Raw genomic sequence first — 20,174 nt, forward strand, 5'->3', positions numbered from 1 at the left:
GGGCTCCGCTCAGGCCGGTCGGCCGTCTCCGCTCAGGCCCACAGCTCGGTGACCGTGATCCCCAGCTCGCCCAGGAGCCGCCGCAGCAGGGGCAGCGAGAGCCCGATGACGTTGCCCGGGTCGCCGTCGATGGAGTCCACGAACGGCGCAGAGCGTCCGTCCAGGGTGAAGGCGCCCGCCACGTGCAGCGGTTCGCCGGAGGCCACGTAGGCGGCGACCTCGGCGTCCGACGGCTCACCGAAGCGGACCGTCGTGGACGCGGTCTCCGAGACGGTCCGGCCACTCGCGGTGTCGGTCAGGCTGTGACCGGTCCGCAGTACCCCGGACCGGCCCCGCATCGACTTCCAGCGGGCCGTGGCCTCCTCGGCGTCGGCCGGTTTGCCGAGCGCCTCGCCGTCGAGTTCGAGCACCGAGTCGCAGCCGATGACCAGGGCCCCCGCGACCTCCGGCAGCGCGGCCACGGCGGCGGCCTTGGCCTCGGCGAGCACCAGCGCCAGCTCGGCGGGGGTCGGGGCGCTCAGCGCGTCCTCGTCCACCCCGCTGACGATCACCTCGGGCGCGAAGCCCGCCTGCCGGAGCAGTCCGAGGCGGGCGGGGGAGGCGGAGGCGAGCACGAGGCGGCGGGGCGCGGGATCAGTCATGCGCGCCATCGTACAAATCAGCCGCAGGCGCGGACCGCTCCCGGGGCCCGCTGCCCCGGGCCCCCGCTCCTCAACCGCCGGAGGGGCTCTGCAGGCCCAGGACGAACATCGCGACCACCATGGCCAGCGCGAGCACCAGTCCCACGCGCCGCATCATGTCCTGGGCGTCGCGCAGTTCCTTCGGCGGCTTGTTCTCGGGATCGGACCACAGCATGCTTCCGATCCTGCTGCGGAGGCCCTGGCCGGCGCCTGAGTACGCGTACTCAACAACCCTTTCGCGCGTACCCGCTACCCGGGCCAGTACGTACGCGCCCAGGCGCGCGGCCCCGGCAGATGGCGGTCGCGCCGGGCGACCCGGCCCGGGTCGGACCACTGTCCGGGCAGCTCGGGTGCTCCGGACGAGACGGCGGCCACCGCGGCGGCGCGTGCCTGGACGACCGCGAGCGCGGCTGCCAGTTCTTCCGGGGTGGGATTGCCCCGTACGACCTTGATCATGGCCAGAGCCCTTTCTAGAGAGGGATGTTGCCGTGCTTCTTGGGGGGCAGCGACTCCCGCTTGGTCCGCAGCTGCCGCAGTCCCTTGACCACGTGGGCCCGGGTCTCGGACGGCATGATCACCGCGTCCACGTAGCCGCGTTCGGCCGCCACGTACGGGTTGAGCAGCGCGTCCTCGTAGTCCGCCATCAGCTCGGCGCGGGTGGCGTCCTGATCCTCCGCGGCGGCGATCGTGCGGCGGTGCAGGATGTTGACGGCGCCCTGGGCGCCCATCACGGCGATCTGGGCGGTCGGCCAGGCGACGTTGATGTCGGCGCCCAGGTGCTTGGAGCCCATCACGTCGTACGCGCCGCCGAACGCCTTGCGGGTGATCACCGTGATCAGCGGGACGGTCGCCTCCGCGTACGCGTAGATCAGCTTGGCGCCGCGCCGGATGATGCCGCCGTACTCCTGGTCGACGCCGGGCAGGAAGCCGGGCACGTCCACGAAGGTCAGCACCGGCACGTTGAACGCGTCGCAGGTGCGGACGAAGCGCGCGGCCTTCTCGCTCGCGTTGATGTCCAGACAGCCGGCGAACTGCATCGGCTGGTTGGCGACGATGCCGACCGGATAGCCCTCGACCCGGCCGAAGCCGGTGAGGATGTTCGGCGCGAACAGGGCCTGGGTCTCCAGGAATTCACCGTCGTCCAGCACGTGCTCGATCGCGGTGTGCATGTCGTACGGCTGGTTCGCGGAGTCCGGGATCAGCGTGTCCAGCTCGCGGTCCTCGTCCGTGACCGCGAGGTCCGCCTCCTCGGGGAAGGACGGGGCCTCGGAGAGGTTGTTCGACGGGAGGTAGGAGAGCAGCGACTTGACGTACTCGATGGCGTCCTTCTCGTCGCCCGCCATGTGGTGCGCCACCCCGGAAGTGGTGTTGTGGGTGCGGGCGCCGCCCAGCTCCTCGAAGCCGACGTCCTCGCCGGTGACCGTCTTGATGACGTCGGGCCCGGTGATGAACATGTGCGAGGTCTGGTCGACCATGACCGTGAAGTCGGTGATCGCGGGGGAGTAGACCGCGCCGCCCGCGCACGGTCCCACGATCAGCGAGATCTGCGGGACGACACCGGAGGCGTGCACATTGCGCCGGAAGATCTCCGCGAAGAGGCCCAGCGCCGCCACGCCTTCCTGGATACGGGCGCCGCCGCCGTCGTTGATGCCGATGACCGGGCAGCCGGTCTTCAGCGCGAAGTCCATCACCTTGACGATTTTCTCACCGTAGACCTCACCGAGCGAGCCGCCGAAGATGGTGAAGTCCTGCGAGTACACGCAGACGGGGCGGCCGTCGACCGTGCCGTACCCGGTGACGACACCGTCCCCGTACGGCCGGTTCTTCTCGATCCCGAAGTTCGTCGAGCGGTGCCGGGCGAATTCGTCGAGCTCGACGAAGGAGCCCTCGTCCAGCAGCAGGTCCACGCGCTCGCGCGCCGTCAACTTGCCCTTCGCGTGCTGCTTCTCCACCGCGCGGGCGGACCCCGCGTGGGTCGCCTCCTCGATGCGGCGCTGCAGGTCCGCGAGCTTGCCCGCGGTGGTGTGGATGTCGGTCTCTTCCGGCTCGGACATCGGGTTGCGGCTCCCTGCCTGGTCACGGGGACGACTGTGCTGCTGATCAGCGGATGAACAGCTACTGCCCCGTAGCGTATCGGCGCGGATACGGTTCGGCAGTGCGTCGTTTGACACACCTAGGGTGGCTTGCATGACACCCTCGGATGCGTCTCACAACCGTTGGTCGGACCTGGACCGGCCGCCCCTGAACGTTCCCGCGCTGCGGCGCGGTCTGCTCCGCCCCGACGGGCTGTGGAGCGCCCTCGACGTCGTGGACGCCACCGGGTCGACCAACTCCGACCTCGCGGCGCGCGCCGCCGGGCTCGCCGAGGGCACCGTCCTGGTCGCGGAGGAGCAGACCGCCGGACGGGGACGCCTGGACCGGACCTGGACCGCACCGGCCCGTTCGGGCCTCTTCTTCTCCGTCTACCTGAAGCCCGGCGCGGTGCCCGTCCAGCGCTGGGGCTGGCTGCCGCTGCTCACCGGGGTCGCGGTGGCGACGGGCCTGGCGCGGTCCGCGGGCGTCGACACGGCACTGAAGTGGCCCAACGACCTGCTGGTCACCGTCGACGCCCAGGAGCGCAAGGCCGGCGGCATCCTGGCCGAGCGCGCCGGGGACGGCGTCGTCATCGGCATCGGCCTCAACGTCTCCCTGCGCGAGGACGAGCTCCCCGCCCCCACGGCCGCCTCGCTCGCCCTGGCCGGAGCGGTCTCCACCGACCGCGAGACGCTGCTCAGGGGCGTGCTGCGGTCGCTGGAGCAGTGGTACGGGAAGTGGCGCGCGGCGGACGGGGACGCGGCCGCGAGCGGCCTCCAGGAGGCGTACGCGGCCGGCTGCGCGACGCTCGGGCGCACCGTGCGGGCCCAGCTGCCGGGCGACCGCACGCTCACCGGGGAGGCGGTGGCGATCGACGGGGACGGGCGCCTCGTCCTGTCGGTCGGAGACGGCCTCCAGGAGCCCGTCTCCGCGGGCGACATCGTGCACCTGAGGGGCGCCGCGGGCGGTCTGACCTGAGCGGCGCGTCCCAGGTCGGGGCGGACTGAGGACGTGAGGTAGGGCACACCTGCCGTATCGTTGAGGCGATCCACCGACAGATCGGCAGGGCAGTGCGCAGGGAACGGGCAGGAGGCGGCTGGTGACCGTCGACGACACGACGTCCGGCGATGGCTCGGAGCCCTCGTCGGACCCATCGGTCCACGCGACACCCCATCACGAAGTCGACCACACGGCGGAGCCGACCGACGACCCCCTCGCGATCAGGCTGGAAGCGCTGATCCTGGGCGCCGACCGGCGCTACACCCCGTTCCAGGCCGCCCGGACCGCGGGCGTCTCGATGGACCTGGCGTCACGGTTCTGGCGGGCCATGGGCTTCGCGGACATCGGCCAGGCCAAGGCGCTGACCGAGGCGGACGTGCTGGCCCTGCGCCGGCTCTCCGGTCTGGTCGAGGCCGGGCTGCTGAGCGAGCCGATGGCGATCCAGGTGGCCCGGTCCACCGGGCAGACCACCGCCCGGCTGGCGGAGTGGCAGATCGACTCCTTCCTGGAGGGCCTGACCGAGCCGCCCGAGCCCGGTATGACCCGCACCGAGGTCACCTACCCGCTGGTCGAGCTGCTCCTGCCGGAGCTGGAGGAGTTCCTCGTCTACGTGTGGCGGCGCCAGCTCGCCGCCGCCACCGGCCGGGTCGTGCAGGCGGCGGACGACGACGAGATGGTCGACCGCCGGCTGGCCGTCGGCTTCGCGGACCTCGTCGGCTTCACCCGGCTCACCCGCCGCCTGGAGGAGGAGGAGCTCGGCGAACTCGTCGAGGCCTTCGAGACCACCTGCGCCGACCTGGTCGCCGCCCACGGCGGCCGGCTCATCAAGACCCTCGGTGACGAGGTCCTCTTCGCCGCCGACGACGCGGGCACCGCGGCCGAGATCGCGCTGCGCCTGATCGAGGCGATGACGCTGGACGAGCAGATGCCCGCGCTGCGCGTCGGCATCGCGTTCGGCACGGTCACCACCCGGATGGGCGATGTGTTCGGCACCACCGTGAACCTCGCCAGCCGGCTCACCTCGATAGCGCCGAAGGACGCCGTCCTGGTGGACGGGGCGTTCGCGGAGGAGCTGACCCGTACCGGCGACGCACCCGCCTCGGAGGCGCGGGCCGCGGAGGAGGCCGCTGCCGCCGCCGAGCGCGCCGGCCGGGAGGGCGCGGACGGCGAGGAGCCGATGCCCGTGCCCAAGTACCGCTATGGGCTCCAGCCGATGTGGCAGCGCCCGGTGCGCGGCCTCGGCGTCGTGGAACCCTGGCTGCTGGCCCGTCGCGGCGGCTCCTGACGCGTTCCGGACCCCCTTTTACGCGAGAGCTCTAGGATCCCTCCGGTAACGCTCGTTAACCGAACAGGGGTGCAGCCATGACCGTCACGTCCGAGCAGCGGTTCGGGGAGTTCGTCGTCGTACGGGGTCACGAGGGCCTGGAGCACGTCGCCGAGCTGGTCCTCGACCGGCCGAAGGCCATGAACGCGGTGTCCACGGACATGGCGCGCTCGATCGCCGCCGCCTGTGCCGCGCTCGCCGCGGACCCGGACGTCCGGGTCACCGTCCTCACCTCCAGCCATGAGCGGGCCTTCTGCGTGGGGGCGGACCTCAAGGAGCGGAACTCCTTCACCGACGCCGACCTGGTGCGGCAGCGGCCCACCGCCCGCGCCGCCTACACCGGTGTCCTCGAACTGCCGATGCCGACGATCGCCGCGGTGCACGGGTTCGCGCTCGGCGGCGGTTTCGAGCTGGCGCTGTCCTGCGATCTGATCGTGGCCGACGCCACCGCGCTGGTGGGCCTGCCCGAGGTCTCCGTCGGGGTCATCCCGGGCGGCGGCGGCACCCAGCTGCTGCCGCGCCGGATCGGGGCGGCGCGGGCGGCCGAGCTGATCTTCACCGCCCGCCGGGTGGAGGCGGCGGAGGCCCGGGAGCTGGGGCTGGTCGACGAGCTGGTGGCGGCGGGCGAGGACCGCTCGGAGGCGCTGGCGCTGGCCGGGCGGATCGCCGGGAACTCCCCGGTGGGCCTGCGGGCGGCCAAGCGGGCGCTGCGGCTCGGGCACGGGCTCGATCTGCGGGCCGGCCTGGAGGTGGAGGACTCCGCGTGGCGCTCTGTGGCCTTCTCCGGCGACCGCGCGGAGGGGGTCGCCGCGTTCAACGAGAAGCGGAAGCCGAACTGGCCCGGCGAATGACGTGAACGAGGTAACGCTCAGTGATTGCCTTGCGACGCACCGCGCATGATCACGACTGAAAACTGATCAAATCGTCACAAATCTACATAAGCTGTTGTGATGGGTGGTGATGATGCGCGGCTCCGGGCCGTGGTTTCGCTTGCACAGGCGATGGCGGCGGCACACACCCCGCGGGGGTGCTGGCGGGCGGCCGCGCTGGGGGCCTGCGAGGCGCTGGGCGGCAGCTTCGCCGCGCTGTCGGTCTGGGAGCGCGGACGCGGGCGGCTGCGGGTCCTGGTGAACGCGGGCGACCGGGTCGAGGGGGAGGAGGAGTTCCCCGACGAGGAGACGTACCCGGTCCACCAGTTCCCGGAGATCACCGAGTTCCTCCACGAGCGGTGGGCCGGGGGCGGTGAGCCGGACGCCTGGGTGGAGACGGCCGACGGTCCGGTGGAGCCGGAGCCCGCGGACGGTGGCCGGACGGCCGGGGCGGCGGGTGCGCACGGTCACCGGCACGGCTACTGCCATCAGCGGGTGGCGGCCCTGCGCCGGCGCGGGCGGGGCTGCTGTGTGGTGGCGCCGATCGTGCTGCACGGGCGGGCCTGGGGCGAGCTGTATGTGGCGCGGCCGGTGGGGGAGCCGGTGTTCGGGCGGGCGGACGCGGACTTCGCCACCGTGCTGGCCGCGGTGGTGGCCGCCGGGATCTCCCAGACGGAGCGACTGGAGGAGGTGCGCAAGCTCGCCTTCACCGACCCGCTGACCGGCCTCGCCAACCGGCGGGCCGTCGACATGCGCCTCGACGAGGCGGTGGAGCGGCACCGGGCGGACGGTTCGGTGGTCAGCCTGGCCGTCTGCGATCTCAACGGGCTGAAGTGGGTCAACGACACCCACGGCCACGCGGTCGGAGACCGTCTGCTGGAACGTTTCGGCTCGGTACTGTCCCGGTGCGGCGCGATGCTGCCCGGAGCGCTCTCCGCCCGGCTCGGCGGGGACGAGTTCTGTCTGCTGGCGGTGGGGCCGGGCGCGGACGAGGTGGTGGCGGTGGCCACCGAGCTGTGCGAGCGGGCGGCCGAGCTGGAGTTCGGCAACGGGGTCGCCTGCGGGATCGCCTCCACCGGCGACCCGATCGGCCCGGTGGTCTCCGCGCGGCGGCTGTTCCGGCTCGCGGACGCGGCCCAGTACCGGGCGAAGGCCGCCCGCTCGCTGCGGCCCGTGGTGGCGGGGCGCGACGGAGAGGTGATCCGGCTGGCCGACTCCCCGCCCAAGGCCGCCCACGACCGCCGCCGGCTGCGCGGCAACCGCCCCTCGGCCGAGCCGCCCGATCGGTAAGGGGTCAACCCGGCGACCACTAGTGACATGAAGAGATTCAATCCGTACGCTTCTGAATATGGATATGCATACAGTCGTGGTGGGGACGTCCGGTACCACCGCCCAGGACGTCATCGCCGTGGCCCGCGGCAACGCCCGTGTCGAGCTCTCCGCCGCCGCGGTGGCCGCACTCGCCGCCGCCCGCGAGGTCATCGACGCGCTCGCCGCGAAGCCCGAGCCGGTCTACGGCGTCTCCACCGGATTCGGGGCGCTGGCCAGCCGCCACATCAGCCCGGAGCTCCGCGCCCAGCTCCAGCGCAACATCGTCCGCTCGCACGCCGCGGGCATGGGTCCGCGGGTCGAGCGCGAGGTCGTCAGGGCGCTGATGTTCCTCCGGCTGAAGACGGTCGCCTCGGGCCACACGGGCGTGCGGCCGGAGATCGCGCAGACCATGGCCGACGTCCTGAACGCCGGGATCACACCCGTCGTTCACGAGTACGGTTCGCTCGGCTGCTCCGGCGACCTGGCACCGCTCTCGCACTGCGCGCTGACCCTGATGGGCGAGGGCGAGGCGGAGGGCCCCGACGGCACCGTGCGCCCCGCGGGCGAGCTCCTCGCAGCCCACGGCATCACCCCGGTCGAGCTGCGCGAGAAGGAGGGCCTCGCACTCCTCAACGGCACCGACGGGATGCTCGGCATGCTCGTCATGGCCATCGCCGACCTCCAGAACCTCTACACCTCGGCAGACATCACCGCGGCCCTCTCCCTGGAGGCCCTGCTCGGCACGGACAAGGTCCTCGCCCCCGAGCTGCACGCCATCCGCCCGCACCCCGGCCAGGGCGCCAGCGCCGACAACATGCTCCGGGTGCTGGCCGGTTCGGGCCTCACCGGCCACCACCAGGACGACGCGCCCCGCGTCCAGGACGCCTACTCGGTGCGCTGCGCCCCGCAGGTCAACGGCGCCGGCCGGGACACCCTCGCCCACGCCGCCCTCGTCGCGGACCGCGAGCTGGCCGCCGCCGTGGACAACCCGGTGGTGCTGTCCGACGGCCGGGTCGAGTCCAACGGCAACTTCCACGGCGCGCCGGTCGCGTACGTCCTGGACTTCCTGGCGATCGTCGCCGCCGACCTCGGCTCGATCACCGAGCGCCGCACCGACCGGCTGCTCGACAAGAACCGCTCGCACGGGCTGCCGCCCTTCCTCGCGGACGACGCGGGCGTCGACTCCGGCCTGATGATCGCCCAGTACACCCAGGCGGCCCTGGTCAGCGAGATGAAGCGGCTCGCCGTACCGGCCTCCGCCGACTCGATCCCGTCCTCCGCGATGCAGGAGGACCACGTCTCGATGGGCTGGTCGGCCGCGCGCAAGCTCCGTACCGCCGTGGACAACCTCGCCCGGATCGTCGCCGTCGAGCTGTACGCGGCCACCCGCGCGGTCGAGCTGCGCGCCGCGCAGGGGCTGACCCCGGCGCCCGCCTCGCTGGCGGCCGTCGAGGCGCTGCGCGCGGCCGGTGCGCAGGGCCCGGGGCCTGACCGCTTCCTGTCGCCCGACCTGGCCGCCGCGGACGCCTTCGTGCGCGCGGGCGGGCTCGTCGCGGCGGTGGAGCCGGTGACGGGGAAGCTCGCCTGAGGTCTGCCGCCCGGAACGCCCGCTGCCGCGTGCTCGTCAGTGCGCCGGCAGCGGGCCCGTGCGGCGGGCGGAGTAGGTGACGAAGCCCGCGCCGATGCCCAGGAACGCCATGCCCCCGATCAGGTACGGGGTCGTGTCGGTCCCCGTACCGGTGTCCGCGAGCTTCGCGCTCTGCGCGCCGCTGGCGCCCATCGCCTCGATGGCGGCCGTCCGGCCCGGTGCGTCCTGGGCGCCGGTGGTCTCGCCCGTCGCGGTGGCCGTCGGGACGAACCAGAGGGCGCACAGCAGCGTTCCCGCGGCAGTGGCGGTCAGGAGCGGGCGGCGGGTGCTGGCCACGGAATCGATCCCCCTTGTGACAGCCGCGAGTTAGGCCTGCGGCCGGTGCTGCGGGCGATGCTAGTGAAAGCAGCGGGTCGTGGGAAAGCCGGGGCGGCCGGGAGCTTACGATCCGGCATATGAGCACATCTGAGACGTCACGTTATGTTCGGCTTCGGGTCGAAATGGTGTTGGAGATCACGGACGCCGACGCCCTGAGCGGAACCGCTCTGGAGAGCCTCGCGGCCGAGTACGGCGAGCCCGGCGGCGATTCCGCCGAGGAACGCACGCATGCCGAGACCGCCGTCCGGGAAGACGGTGCGGAGGCCCTCGCCTCTCTGATCGATCCGTTCGACCTGGTCAGCGAGGTGCCCGGGGTCGAGCTGACCCAGGCCTCCTGGAGCAGCGAGACCATCGCCTACGACCCGCAGGACCCGGACGGCTGGGACCTCGACGAAGACGATGACGACGACGGTGACGAGGAGCACGGGGACGAGGGCGGCGAAGGCACCTCCCGCGTCCCGCACAATGGGGAGGAGAACGACGACGACGGCAGTGCGGAGCGGCGGGCGTAACAGGTGGAGAGCCACCGGCCCCGGCCCGTCTCCGGCGGCCCGGGGCCGGTGCGCGTGACAGCCGGCCCACCGGACCGCGAAGCTGCCGCACAACAGGGCCGGACACCGGCGGCACCTACGTGGTGGAGCACAGAACCACCGCACAGGAACCACTGCGGATACCGATACGCCGATGAGTGGTGTTCCCCACATCCCCCGCGGATGTGGAACGGGTAACCCTTTCAGGGGGTTCTTGGAACATTGACGGGTATCGCCGGTCAACGGCCTGGCTCGGGGTTTTTGGGGATTTCGGCAACGATGGAGAAGCGTGTGATGACGGACAGCAAGCGGCGCAAGGGCCTCATGGCCGCGTCCGCACTGCTCGGCGGCGTGCTGGTGCTCACGGCCTGCAGCGACGGCGGCGACAAGGGCGCGAGCCCCGACAGCTCGAAGAAGTCACAGGCGGCCGAGGTCGACAAGGCGGCGGCCGAGGAGACCTCGGAGGCGCAGATAGCGATCTCTCCGAAGAACGGCGCGACCAACGCGAGCATCAACAACGACGCGAAGGTCACCGTCGCCAAGGGCAAGCTGACGGTCGTCACGATGACCACGGCGGCCGGTGCGAGCGTCAAGGGCACCCTCTCCGCCGACGGCACCACCTGGAAGCCGGACGCCCAGCTGGAGCGCTCGACCACGTACAAGATCAACGCCACGGCGAAGGACTCGAAGGGCCGCGAGGCGCACGAGAACTCCTCCTTCACCACCGTGTCGCCCGCCAACAGCTTCATCGGGAACTTCACCCCCGAGGACGGCTCGACCGTCGGCGTCGGCATGCCCGTCTCGATCAACTTCAACAAGGCGATCACGGACAAGAAGGCCGTCCTGGACGGCATCACCGTGACGTCCAGCAGCGGCCAGCAGGTCGCCGGCCACTGGTTCAACGCCCAGCGTCTGGACCTGCGCCCCGAGGACTACTGGCAGGGCGGCTCCACCGTCACCCTGAAGCTGGCGCTGGACGGCGTCGAGGGCGCGGACGGCGTCTACGGCGTGCAGCAGAAGACGGTCACCTTCAAGATCGGCCGCAACCAGGTCTCCACCGTGGACGCCAAGACGCACACGATGACCGTCACCCAGAACGGCAAGACGGTCAAGACCATCCCGATCTCCGCCGGATCGCCCGAAAACCCCACGTACAACGGACAGATGGTGATCTCCGAGAAGTACAAGGAGACCCGGATGGACGGCTCCACGGTCGGCTTCACGGACGACGACGGCAAGGGTGAGTACGACATCAAGGACGTGCCGCACGCCATGCGGCTGTCCACGTCCGGCACCTTCATCCACGGCAACTACTGGGGCAAGGGCATCTTCGGCACCGCCAACACCAGCCACGGCTGCGTCGGGCTCGCCGACGTCAAGGGCGCGGGCGACGCCAGCCAGCCCGCCGCCTGGTTCTACAACAACTCCATGATCGGTGACGTGGTCGTCATCAAGAACTCCCCGGACAAGACCATCCAGCCCGACAACGGTCTCAACGGCTGGAACATGAGCTGGGCCCAGTGGACGGCGGGCTCCACCGCCTGACCGGACACCCTCCCCGCCCCGATCCCCTCGACCACAGGCGGCGGCACCCGATCCCCACGGATCACGGGTGCCGCCGCCTGCGGCGTATCCGGAGCGTTCTCATCCGTCTCTCATCGTGGCCTTAACCCACCATCACAACCGCTCCATAACCTCGCGCCATGTTCTTCACCTACCTCCGGCGCGAGCTGCGCCGCCGCAGAAAGGCGGCGCTCGTCGTCGCCTCGGGGCTCGGCCTCGGCATTGCGCTGGTCATCATCGTCAGCTCCGTCTCCTCCGGCATGGGCAAGGCCCAGGACAAGGTCCTGGAATCGCTGTACGGCCTCGGCACCGACATGACCGTCACCAAGGCCGCCGCGGCGCCCGGTTCGGGCACGGAGCGGCCCAGGTTCGAGTTCGACGCCAAGGAGAACGGCGACGACTCGACCCAGAGCACCGACCGGGTCATGGTCCAGGGCTTCCAGACACTGGCCGCCACCACGGTGGACAAGGTGGGCAAGCAGGACGGCGTCGCCGACGCCGTCGGCGGACTGAGCATGACCGTCATGAAGGTGGACGGCCAGTTCAAGCGCGGTGAGTTCAAGCAGGAGGGCAGTACGTCCCAGGGCGGCGGCCGGGGCGGCTTCGGGGGCGGCGGCCAGCCGCAGGGCGAGGTCAAGGGCGGCGGCGCCTCGTTCGACGTCAACTCCTACACGGTCTACGGCACCGACGTCACCAAGCAGGACCTGGGCCCGCTCACCTCGTCGAAGATCACCTCGGGACGTGCGTTCACGTCCACCGAGACCAACGGCAAGGTGGCCGTCGTCGACGCCGCGTACGCCAAGGAGAAGAAGCTCGCCGTCGGCAAGACGGTGACCGTCCACGGCACCAAGTTCACCATCGTCGGCGTCTCGGCGGCCGACAGCGGCGACGCGGCCGCCAACCTCTACATCCCGCTTCAGCAGGCCCAGACCCTGGCCGACGCCAAGGACAAGGTCACCACGGTCTACGTGAAGGCCGCGGACTCGCAGCAGATCGACGGCGTCAAGACCGCCATCCAGAAGAACATCACGGGCACCACCGTCACCACCTCCGCCGATCTCGCGGACACCGTCTCCGGCTCCCTGTCCACCGCCTCCGACCTGGCCTCCAGCGTCGGCAAGTGGCTCTCCGTCGCCGTACTGATCGCGGCCTTCCTGGTGGCAGGACTGCTCACCTCCTCCGCGGTCAGCCGCCGGGTACGGGAGTTCGGCACGCTCAAGGCCCTCGGCTGGAAGAGCGGCCGGGTCACCCGCCAGGTCGTCGGCGAGGCCCTCGTCAACGGCCTGATGGGCGGCGTCCTCGGCATCGCGGTCGGCCTGGCCGGCGCGTACGTCGTCACCGCCGTCAGCCCCACCCTCACCGCCCAGCTCGGTGCTTCCGGCGGAGGCGGCGGGGGCGGCGGCTTCCGCGGCGGAATGATGGGCGGCGGCCCCGGCCGGCAGAGCGCGGCCAAGTCCCTCGACATCGCGCTGACCGCGCCCGTCTCCCTCTCCATCATCCTGATCGCCGTCGCCCTGGCCGTGGCGGGCGGGCTGATCGCGGGCGCCTTCGGCGGCTGGCGCGCCTCCAGGCTGCGCCCCGCCGACGCCCTGCGCCGCGTCGAATAGTCCGTCTCCCCACCGCCCAGCAGGAGTTGACCCATGTACAGCCTCCAAGGCGTCACCAAGCGCTACACGCGCGGCAAGTCCACCGTCCACGCGCTCGCCGGCGTCGACCTGACCATCGAGGACGGCGGTCGCCTGGTCATCCAGGGCCCCACCGGCGGCGGCAAGTCCACGCTGCTCCAGATGCTCGGCGGCCTGGACCGCCCCACGGCCGGCAGCGTCGAACTCGACGGCGTCGACCTCGCGAAGCTCAGCGAGGCCAGACTCACCGAGGTGCGCGCGCAGAACATCGGCTTCGTCTTCCAGAGCTTCAACCTCATCCCGACGCTCACCGCCCAGGAGAACGTCGAGACCGCCCTCGTACCGCTGGGCGGCAAGGCGTCCGAGCGGCGCAGAAGAGCCGCGGAGGCGCTCGACTCGGTCGGCCTGGGCGAGCGGCTCGGGCACCTTCCCGGCGAGATGTCCGGCGGCCAGCAGCAGCGGGTGGCGATAGCCAGGGCCCTGGTCAAGCAGCCGAAGGTGCTGCTCGCGGACGAGCCCACCGGCAACCTCGACGAGTCCATGCGCGACGAGATCATGGAGGTGCTGGAGGCCATGTGGAAGGAGCACGGACTCACCTTCATCATGGTCACCCACGACAGCGCGATCGCCCGCCGGGCCCCGCGGCTCGCGACCATCCGCAAGGGCAAGGTCACCATCACGGAGAACGCGGCGGCGTGAATGTCGCCTGTACGTAAGGCGGTTGCGGCAGGCCGTGCAGCCTCAGGCGGCCCGGCCTGCCGCCCGTCCGGCGGCGGCCCGGCGGTGCGCCGCGAGATCGCTCCGGCGGACCTGGCGCACCCCGGCCGGGTCCGCGTAAGGCTCCGCGTACGGATCGCCCTCCTCGCAGCCGCGCGGGGCGGGCCCGTGGCCCTCGGCGGTACGGGCCAGGTGGGCGCGCAGCCCGTACCAGGGCCTGAGCGGCAGCCAGCACAGGCCGTGCAGCCAGCGCCGCACGAGCTGCCCCGGCCCCGGGCGGCCGCCGTCCGGCAGGCTCACGACCCGGATGCCCATGATCAGCTTTCCGGCTCCGGCTCCGACGAGCGCGGTGAGCACGACCTGGTTGAGGAAGGAGAGGGCGAGCACCGGCCCGAGCAGCAGGGCGACGTCCCCGGGGAGGGGCGCCGTGTCCACGTGCGGCCGGGCCAGTAACCCGGCGGTGACCAGGCAGAGATAGCAGTCGAGGCCCACCGCGAGATAGCGGCGCGTCTCCCCGGCCCGGGGCGGTGTGCGGTACCCGGTCCCCGCCGTCCTGCCGGGTATGCGCGGGGGCCGCGCAGGGCCGTATCCGGACGGCGGATGTCCGGCCAACGGCGTTGACCGGTAAGGCTGGTGGGGAGCCCGCGACCTGTGGTTCCCCCGCGATGTCTTCATGGCGGCATCATGTCTGATCCTCCGTCATCATGGGCCCGGACCGTGCAGTGCGCTCCCCTTACCCCGGAGGTAATCGTGGTCCTGGAGTTCCCTACGATCGAGGCCGCCCGCACCTGGTACGCCTTGCCCGCCTATCAGGAGCTGGCCCCGCTGCGGACCAGGAACATCCCCGGCGACCTGGTGCTCGTGGACGGCGTCGCACCGGACTACGACCCCAGGGCGACCGCCGCCGCCCTGCGCGCCGGGTCCGTGGTGTAGCAGGCTGCACCACCGATCCGGGGGCCGGCACCCTCGTGCCGGGGGCCACCGGACGGAAGCATGGATGACGCGGCCGGACACCGGCCCGGCCGCGTCCCTCGCTCCATCCCACCCCGAGCCTCCGGAGGAACCCCGTGAAGCCGCTGCTCTGGACCGTGCTCGTCGTCGCGGTCGTCGCGAACGTCTCCCTCAACCTCATGAACGGGCGCGAAGGCCTGCACATCGCCCTGAGCGTCGTCTCGGGCGTGGTCGTCCTGGCATCGGGCGTGCGCCTGTGGATGCTGCGCACTCCCCGCGAGTACGACTACTGAGGTACGACTGCTGAGATACGAGTACCGAGGGCCGCTCACCCGGACCTCACAGCGGCGGTCGGCGCACTGTGAGGTTCACCACTTCGGGGGGCGTCCGGGCATACCCCCCAACCCGGTCGTTCCGCCCGGAATCGGTCCGGGGCAAGGCTCCCGGGGCCGGCCCGTACCGCGCCCGGCAGGATTCACCATGTGGATGGCATGGAGGATTCGGCGGTCCCACTGGGAGACTCGGTAGGCCACAACGGTCCTGTACGTCGCAGCGTGAGCGCGTGGTACGCGCGCTATCCGGGCGACGCCCTCAATGGGGAGGGGGGACCTGGCGCCCTCCGGGACGGGGGCGCCTTCGCGATGAGCCGACCCATGGAAGGTCTTGATCAGATGACGGCCACCCCTGACTCCGCAATCCCGCACGCCGCAGAGAACCGCGTCATCGAGCCGCTGTACGCGGAGATCCTCCGCCGCAACCAGGGCGAGAAGGAGTTCCACCAGGCGGTACGGGAGGTGCTCGAAACGCTCGGCCCGGTACTGGCCCAGCGGCCGGAGTTCGTGGACGCCCGGATCATCGAGCGCATAACGGAGCCGGAGCGCCAGCTCATCTTCCGGGTGCCGTGGTCGGACGACTCGGGCGACATCCACGTCAACCGGGGCTTCCGGGTCGAGTTCTCCAGCTCCCTCGGCCCGTACAAGGGCGGACTGCGCTTCCACCCCTCGGTCAACCTCGGCATCGTGAAGTTCCTCGGCTTCGAGCAGATCTTCAAGAACGCCCTCACCGGCATGCCCATCGGCGGCGGCAAGGGCGGTTCGGACTTCGACCCGAAGGGCCGCTCGGACGCCGAGATCATGCGGTTCTGCCAGTCGTTCATGACCGAACTCCACCGCCACCTGGGCGAGTACACCGACGTACCGGCCGGGGACATCGGCGTGGGCGGCCGCGAGATCGGCTACCTCTTCGGCCAGTACAAGCGGATCACCAACCGCTTTGAGTCCGGTGTCCTCACCGGAAAGGGTCTCGGCTGGGGCGGCGCCCTGGTGCGTACGGAGGCGACCGGCTACGGCTGCGTCCTGTTCACCGCCGAGATGCTCCGCAGCCGGGGCGAGTCCCTCGACGGCCAGCGCATCGCCGTCTCCGGCTCGGGCAACGTCGCGATCTACGCGATCGAGAAGGCCCAGCAGCTCGGCGCCACGGTGGTCACCTGCTCGGACTCCGGCGGTTACGTCGTGGACGAGAAGGGCATCGACCTCGCCCTGCTCAAGGAGATCAAGGAGCAGGGCCGAGGCCGTATCTCCGAGTACGCCGAGCGACGCGGCGCGCACGTGAAGTACGTCGAGGGCACGGGCGTCTGGAACGTCCCCTGCGACGTGGCGCTGCCCTGCGCCACGCAGAACGAACTCCACGAGGCCGACGCGCTGACCCTCGTCCGCAACGGCGTGAAGGCCGTCGCGGAGGGCGCCAACATGCCCACCACCCCCGAGGCCGTCCGCGTCCTCCAGGAGGCGGGCGTGGCCTTCGCCCCCGGCAAGGCGGCCAACGCGGGCGGCGTCGCCACCAGCGCCCTGGAGATGCAGCAGAACGCCTCGCGCGACTCCTGGACCTTCTCCCACACGGAGGAGCGCCTCGCGGAGATCATGCGTCACATCCACGACTCCTGCTACACCACGGCGGAGCGCTACGGCTGCCCCGGCAACTACGTCGTCGGCGCCAACATCGCCGGCTTCGAGCTGGTCGCGGACGCGATGCTGGCGCAGGGCCTGATCTGATCGCCTCCCTGTACGCGCACGGGGCCGGAACGCAGACGCGTTCCGGCTCCGGGGTCCGCGTGGGCACGCCGGAGCATGTGTACGCAATCATGTGTACGCTTGGTGCATGGCTGAGACTGTGACGGTACGCGAGGCCCGCACCCACCTGGCCGAGGTCATTGGCCGGGCCGAGGCCGGCAAGACCACGGTGGTGACTCGCAACGGCAAGCGAGTCGCGGCGCTCGTCCCGATAGACGTTCTCGACGCCTTGGACGCGGCAGCCGACGAACTGGCCGCGCGCGAAGCGGAGGCACACCGCGAGGACCCCACCGTCAGCATGGGGGAGCTTCTCGCGGATCTCTTCGAGGGCGGGACTTCGGCCGCGTGAAGTACGCCTTCCGCTTCACCGCTCACGCCCAGCGTCAGCTGCGCTCGATCGACCGGCAGGACGCGCTCCGCATTCTGACCGCCATCACGCCGCTCGGTGACGACCCCTGGCGGGAAGACGCCGATGTCAAGAAGCTGTCGGGCCACGACGGTCTCTACCGTGTACGCGCGGGAGAGTTCCGGGTGGTCTACGAGGTTCGGGGCGACGTGCTGGTCATCCTCGTCCTCCACCTCGGCCACCGGAGCGACGTCTACCGGAAGCTCTGAGGGGCTTGCCGGCTTATTCACGGCGAGTGAGAACGGATCCCGTGCTTACGACCGGGGCTGCAGCGGTCACGCCGCGCAGCCGGGTCACCCGACAACCATGCCAGGGACCAAGGCCACGATCCCCGAGAGGAAGCTGCCGATTGCGGCCAGTGTGACGAGCGCGGCCTTGCCGTCGGAGAAGAGGCCCGCAAAGAACGCGCGCAGTTGCCGCCGGAGAATCAGCATCTTCAGCTTCTGCCAGCGATGCTGGCGGATATGGCAGCCCATGAGAAGACCGGTTGCATTGTTGCGGCAACCGTCTCGCCTTCCCCTGACCGGGGCCGCACAAGTCGCAGGCGCCTGAAAGAAACACCAGAGCAGTACCAGCCCCGACAGAGCTGAGACGCCTGTCGGGCCAACGGCCTTGTTGATCCAGGCGGCGATAAGCAATGCAGCGACGATGACACCCCACCACTGTCCCAACCCGCCGAGCCGACTGCTGCGTGCCCCAGACGTTGCCATACGTCCATGGTGACGGGTCGGCAGTTGCCGAGTGTGATGACCCGCTTCACTTGACCGAAAACAGGCTGGAACCGTCGCGCAGCACCCAGTCCGAGCCGTCCCCCTCCCCGTCCCTTTCCCACCATCGAGGGACCAGTTGATGACGAGGCACGCTCGCCACCATCGCCAGCCAACGCGAATCGGGGTCCGCTACCTTGTCCGCGAGCCGCCCCGCAGGTCCGTGCCAATCCATGCCGGCCAGCCTCTCAGTACTTGGGTCCGCAGGCGGTCGTGGTCGCCGGGCTGCAATCGCCGCTGTCATCCGGCGGGCAGGCATTCCGGGCAGGCAGCGGAATCCGTGCAGCGAGGTCCGCCCAAGCCTCTCCGCCGAGCAGTTCGCCTAACCGGGTCTCGCGTACGTTCCCCACCGGGAAGTCCCGCGCGAGCACACACCCCGCGAGATCACCGTTCGGAAGGACGGCAGCGCGCCCGCGTGTGCACCTTCCACACATCTCGTCCAGCGTCGGTGACTGCCCCGGCAGCAGCGCCCGTCCGACCGCCCGCGCTCTGTCCATGGTGATCCGGGTCACGCCCATGGATTGCAGCTCGGCGCGAGCCTCAGCGACACGTTGTCCCGGCAGGGTCTCCACGATTCCGGCCCGGATCGGCACGCCCCTCTTCAGGGCCTCACGGATGTTGTGCCGGGTCCGGTCGTAGCTTCCGTTCCGGCCGGTGATCTTGTCGTGTTCGGCGGGAACGTCGCTGTAGTAGCTGGTCCCGAGCGTGACCGCCGGGTGCGTGAACAGCTCCCACCACTGGTCGTGGACCGTGTACAGGTTGCTGTACACCTCCACGTGCCGTCCGAACGAAAGCGCGTACTCCGTGAGAGCCCGCCAGTGCGGGTGGACGGTCGGCTCCCCGCCGATGATCTGAGGCGTACGGATGCCCAGGGTGGCAGCATCGGAGATGACCGCCCGCCAGTCGTCGAGGGTCATGACGCCGTGCGTTGCCTGCGGGCTCGACTCGGACAGGCAGTGCGTGCAGGACAGTTGGCACTTCCCGGTGATCTCCAGTTCAAGGGACTGGATGCTGCCAACCGGCTCTCGGGTAGGTCGTTCGATGAACGTGGTCATGCTGCGTTCCTCTCTGCTGAGTGGTGCACCGCATTCACTGACCCGTCAGACGACGAAGCCCAACGGGAGCTTGAGGGGGTGGCCCCGCCCGCCGCGTCGCACGGCACGACGGACGAGGCCACCGACTGAACTCTGAGGCCAGCAAGTCGATGTGCTAGCCGCGCTGCTGGTAGGCGACGTGCCGCGCCAATGCGTCGAGTTGTCGGCAGTGATAGGCGGTGCCCGGCAAGAGGAACCTCAGCTCCGTCTCCCAGGGCCGGCCCCCGGGCCGTACGACGCGCACGCGGGTGCCAGTCGCGCTGATCACCATGCAGGGCATGCCCTTCACCCGCTCGTACATGACCTGCCCCGGCCGCAGGCCCGCCGGAGCGAACGGCCTCTTGGGGCGGGTGGCCTCAGTCGGGGAGGGGCGGCCCGACGCCGGGGTCGGGGCCCTCGGCCGTGGGGCGTTCATCCCAACTCCCTGAACCAGGAGCGGAACTGGTTCTCCTCGCGGATTCGTGAGCGGAGGCCGAGCAGGAGGGGGCTGTCGGGCCTGGGGACAGGGTGAGCGGGACTCGGCTTGTCGGGGTCGGGCGAGGTGCGGCGATCCGGGCAGACGGGAGCACCGCAGTCGCACGGGGGGAAGGTGAGCGGCGACCTGTGTGGCGGGTAGTCGGCGCCTTGGGGCGGTGCGGAGTCCATCAGCGCCTCGCCGCGCCGTGGATGACGCGGGGCCCCACCTCGATCCCGTGCGACGTCAGCCAGAACGCGCGCCGCCGCCTCTCGGCGCATCCGGATCTGCGCACGCTCCCAACGGTCGTACGCAGCCTGCGAGTACGGGCCGTTGGGCGGACGCGGAACCATGCTCTTCGGCATCGCGGAGCGGCACACCACAAGGCGGCGGGGGCCGATTCTCGCGGGCCGAAAGTTCGCCCGAGGGGCCAACCTCTCGGCCGGCAACTCCCGGCGACGTAGGCCGAGAAGTAGGCACACCGGTTCGACTAACCGGGCGATAGGATTATGCATGCGGACGCTCCTTCAAAGCGTTGGCCACGCCCCGGGACGGTTACAGCCGTTGCCGGGGCTTTGCATTGCGTCCGGGCGCACCGGACACAGGCATGTCACTCACACCGAGAATCGGGTGATGCTTGCCAAACTCAGTGTGACCCCAGCCAGATGAATCGGCAAGTGTGTCGCCTAGGTTGGCAATATTGACACTCGACGGAGTGGGGGGATCGGGCCCGTGTGCGAGCATGTAGCACTGCCGGAGAAGGACCAGAGGGGTGG

At 70.9% G+C, this 20,174-nt stretch carries 22 protein-coding genes; 14 read left to right on the forward strand and 8 right to left on the reverse strand.

Annotated features, from left to right (window positions below):
• Positions 1–32: 32 nt before the first annotated feature.
• The 4 genes from OG892_RS25580 to OG892_RS25595 form a co-directional block, all read right to left on the reverse strand.
• Positions 33–650 carry a nucleoside triphosphate pyrophosphatase gene (locus OG892_RS25580; protein WP_073732479.1) on the reverse strand — a complete coding sequence of 206 codons (618 nt, stop codon included), beginning with the start codon at positions 648–650 and terminating at the stop codon, positions 33–35.
• Between the two features lie 61 nt (positions 651–711).
• The gene (gene mmpB, locus OG892_RS25585) at positions 712–855 is read right to left on the reverse strand and encodes a morphogenic membrane protein MmpB (protein WP_199884270.1); all 144 of its coding nucleotides are present in this window, start codon (positions 853–855) and stop codon (positions 712–714) included.
• 74 nt (positions 856–929) lie between these two features.
• Positions 930–1,136: an acyl-CoA carboxylase epsilon subunit gene (locus OG892_RS25590; protein ID WP_073732478.1), complete on the reverse strand. Its 207-nt coding sequence runs from the start codon at positions 1,134–1,136 to the stop codon at positions 930–932.
• A gap of 14 nt (positions 1,137–1,150) precedes the next feature.
• Positions 1,151–2,734, reverse strand: coding sequence for an acyl-CoA carboxylase subunit beta (locus OG892_RS25595; protein WP_073732477.1), 1,584 nt, complete (start codon positions 2,732–2,734; stop codon positions 1,151–1,153).
• 133 nt (positions 2,735–2,867) lie between these two features.
• On the opposite strand from OG892_RS25595, the gene OG892_RS25600 reads away from it, so the two are divergent.
• From OG892_RS25600 to hutH, 5 genes are all read left to right on the forward strand, one after another.
• On the forward strand, positions 2,868–3,731 hold the full coding sequence (locus OG892_RS25600) for a biotin--[acetyl-CoA-carboxylase] ligase (protein ID WP_073732476.1): 864 nt from the start codon (positions 2,868–2,870) through the stop codon (positions 3,729–3,731).
• Positions 3,732–3,852: 121 nt separating this feature from the next.
• Entirely contained in the window at positions 3,853–5,037 is a 1,185-nt protein-coding gene (locus tag OG892_RS25605) for an adenylate/guanylate cyclase domain-containing protein (RefSeq protein WP_327338712.1), read from the forward strand.
• A gap of 77 nt (positions 5,038–5,114) precedes the next feature.
• Entirely contained in the window at positions 5,115–5,927 is an 813-nt protein-coding gene (locus OG892_RS25610) for an enoyl-CoA hydratase-related protein (protein ID WP_328865644.1), read from the forward strand.
• Between the two features lie 99 nt (positions 5,928–6,026).
• Entirely contained in the window at positions 6,027–7,235 is a 1,209-nt protein-coding gene (locus tag OG892_RS25615) for a diguanylate cyclase domain-containing protein (RefSeq protein WP_371630383.1), read from the forward strand.
• 58 nt (positions 7,236–7,293) lie between these two features.
• Complete coding sequence (hutH, locus tag OG892_RS25620; RefSeq protein ID WP_328695788.1) at positions 7,294–8,844, forward strand: histidine ammonia-lyase; 1,551 nt, start codon at positions 7,294–7,296, stop codon at positions 8,842–8,844.
• A 36-nt stretch (positions 8,845–8,880) separates the two neighbouring features.
• Here the strand turns inward: hutH and OG892_RS25625 are convergent, their stop codons facing one another.
• Positions 8,881–9,180 (reverse strand): LPXTG cell wall anchor domain-containing protein, encoded by a 300-nt coding sequence (locus tag OG892_RS25625; RefSeq protein ID WP_328865642.1) that lies wholly within the window; start codon positions 9,178–9,180, stop codon positions 8,881–8,883.
• Positions 9,181–9,299: 119 nt separating this feature from the next.
• Between OG892_RS25625 and OG892_RS25630 the strand changes: the two genes are divergently transcribed.
• From OG892_RS25630 to OG892_RS25645, 4 genes are all read left to right on the forward strand, one after another.
• Entirely contained in the window at positions 9,300–9,734 is a 435-nt protein-coding gene (locus OG892_RS25630) for a hypothetical protein (RefSeq protein ID WP_327338717.1), read from the forward strand.
• A 297-nt stretch (positions 9,735–10,031) separates the two neighbouring features.
• The gene (locus OG892_RS25635) at positions 10,032–11,297 is read left to right on the forward strand and encodes an Ig-like domain-containing protein (RefSeq protein ID WP_328865641.1); all 1,266 of its coding nucleotides are present in this window, start codon (positions 10,032–10,034) and stop codon (positions 11,295–11,297) included.
• Between the two features lie 158 nt (positions 11,298–11,455).
• Positions 11,456–12,922, forward strand: coding sequence for an ABC transporter permease (locus OG892_RS25640; protein WP_371630384.1), 1,467 nt, complete (start codon positions 11,456–11,458; stop codon positions 12,920–12,922).
• A gap of 33 nt (positions 12,923–12,955) precedes the next feature.
• Positions 12,956–13,639, forward strand: coding sequence for an ABC transporter ATP-binding protein (locus tag OG892_RS25645; RefSeq protein ID WP_371630385.1), 684 nt, complete (start codon positions 12,956–12,958; stop codon positions 13,637–13,639).
• Positions 13,640–13,681: 42 nt separating this feature from the next.
• On the opposite strand, the gene OG892_RS25650 is transcribed toward OG892_RS25645, so the two are convergent.
• Positions 13,682–14,221, reverse strand: a complete 540-nt coding sequence (locus OG892_RS25650; protein WP_371631685.1) for an RDD family protein — start codon at positions 14,219–14,221, stop codon at positions 13,682–13,684.
• A 120-nt stretch (positions 14,222–14,341) separates the two neighbouring features.
• On the opposite strand from OG892_RS25650, the gene OG892_RS25655 reads away from it, so the two are divergent.
• The 5 genes from OG892_RS25655 (at position 14,342) to OG892_RS25675 (ending at position 17,292) form a co-directional block, all read left to right on the forward strand.
• Positions 14,342–14,590, forward strand: coding sequence for a DUF1330 domain-containing protein (locus OG892_RS25655; protein ID WP_371630386.1), 249 nt, complete (start codon positions 14,342–14,344; stop codon positions 14,588–14,590).
• A gap of 134 nt (positions 14,591–14,724) precedes the next feature.
• Positions 14,725–14,901: a hypothetical protein gene (locus OG892_RS25660; protein WP_328865639.1), complete on the forward strand. Its 177-nt coding sequence runs from the start codon at positions 14,725–14,727 to the stop codon at positions 14,899–14,901.
• A gap of 378 nt (positions 14,902–15,279) precedes the next feature.
• Positions 15,280–16,659 carry an NADP-specific glutamate dehydrogenase gene (gene gdhA / locus OG892_RS25665; RefSeq protein WP_371630387.1) on the forward strand — a complete coding sequence of 460 codons (1,380 nt, stop codon included), beginning with the start codon at positions 15,280–15,282 and terminating at the stop codon, positions 16,657–16,659.
• A 106-nt stretch (positions 16,660–16,765) separates the two neighbouring features.
• Positions 16,766–17,026, forward strand: coding sequence for a type II toxin-antitoxin system prevent-host-death family antitoxin (locus tag OG892_RS25670; RefSeq protein ID WP_327338723.1), 261 nt, complete (start codon positions 16,766–16,768; stop codon positions 17,024–17,026).
• The gene (locus tag OG892_RS25675; protein ID WP_207319632.1) at positions 17,023–17,292 is read left to right on the forward strand and encodes a type II toxin-antitoxin system RelE/ParE family toxin; all 270 of its coding nucleotides are present in this window, start codon (positions 17,023–17,025) and stop codon (positions 17,290–17,292) included. Before OG892_RS25670 ends, OG892_RS25675 begins: the two co-directional genes overlap by 4 nt.
• Before the next feature lie 84 nt (positions 17,293–17,376).
• On the opposite strand, the gene OG892_RS25680 is transcribed toward OG892_RS25675, so the two are convergent.
• Both OG892_RS25680 and OG892_RS25685 read right to left on the reverse strand, forming a co-directional pair.
• On the reverse strand, positions 17,377–17,793 hold the full coding sequence (locus tag OG892_RS25680; protein WP_371630388.1) for a hypothetical protein: 417 nt from the start codon (positions 17,791–17,793) through the stop codon (positions 17,377–17,379).
• A gap of 245 nt (positions 17,794–18,038) precedes the next feature.
• Complete coding sequence (locus OG892_RS25685) at positions 18,039–18,905, reverse strand: radical SAM protein (protein ID WP_371630389.1); 867 nt, start codon at positions 18,903–18,905, stop codon at positions 18,039–18,041.
• Between the last annotated feature and the right edge of the window lie 1,269 nt (positions 18,906–20,174).

Origin of the sequence: Streptomyces sp. NBC_00341 (assembly GCF_041435055.1) — a bacterium.
Taxonomy (GTDB): domain Bacteria; phylum Actinomycetota; class Actinomycetes; order Streptomycetales; family Streptomycetaceae; genus Streptomyces.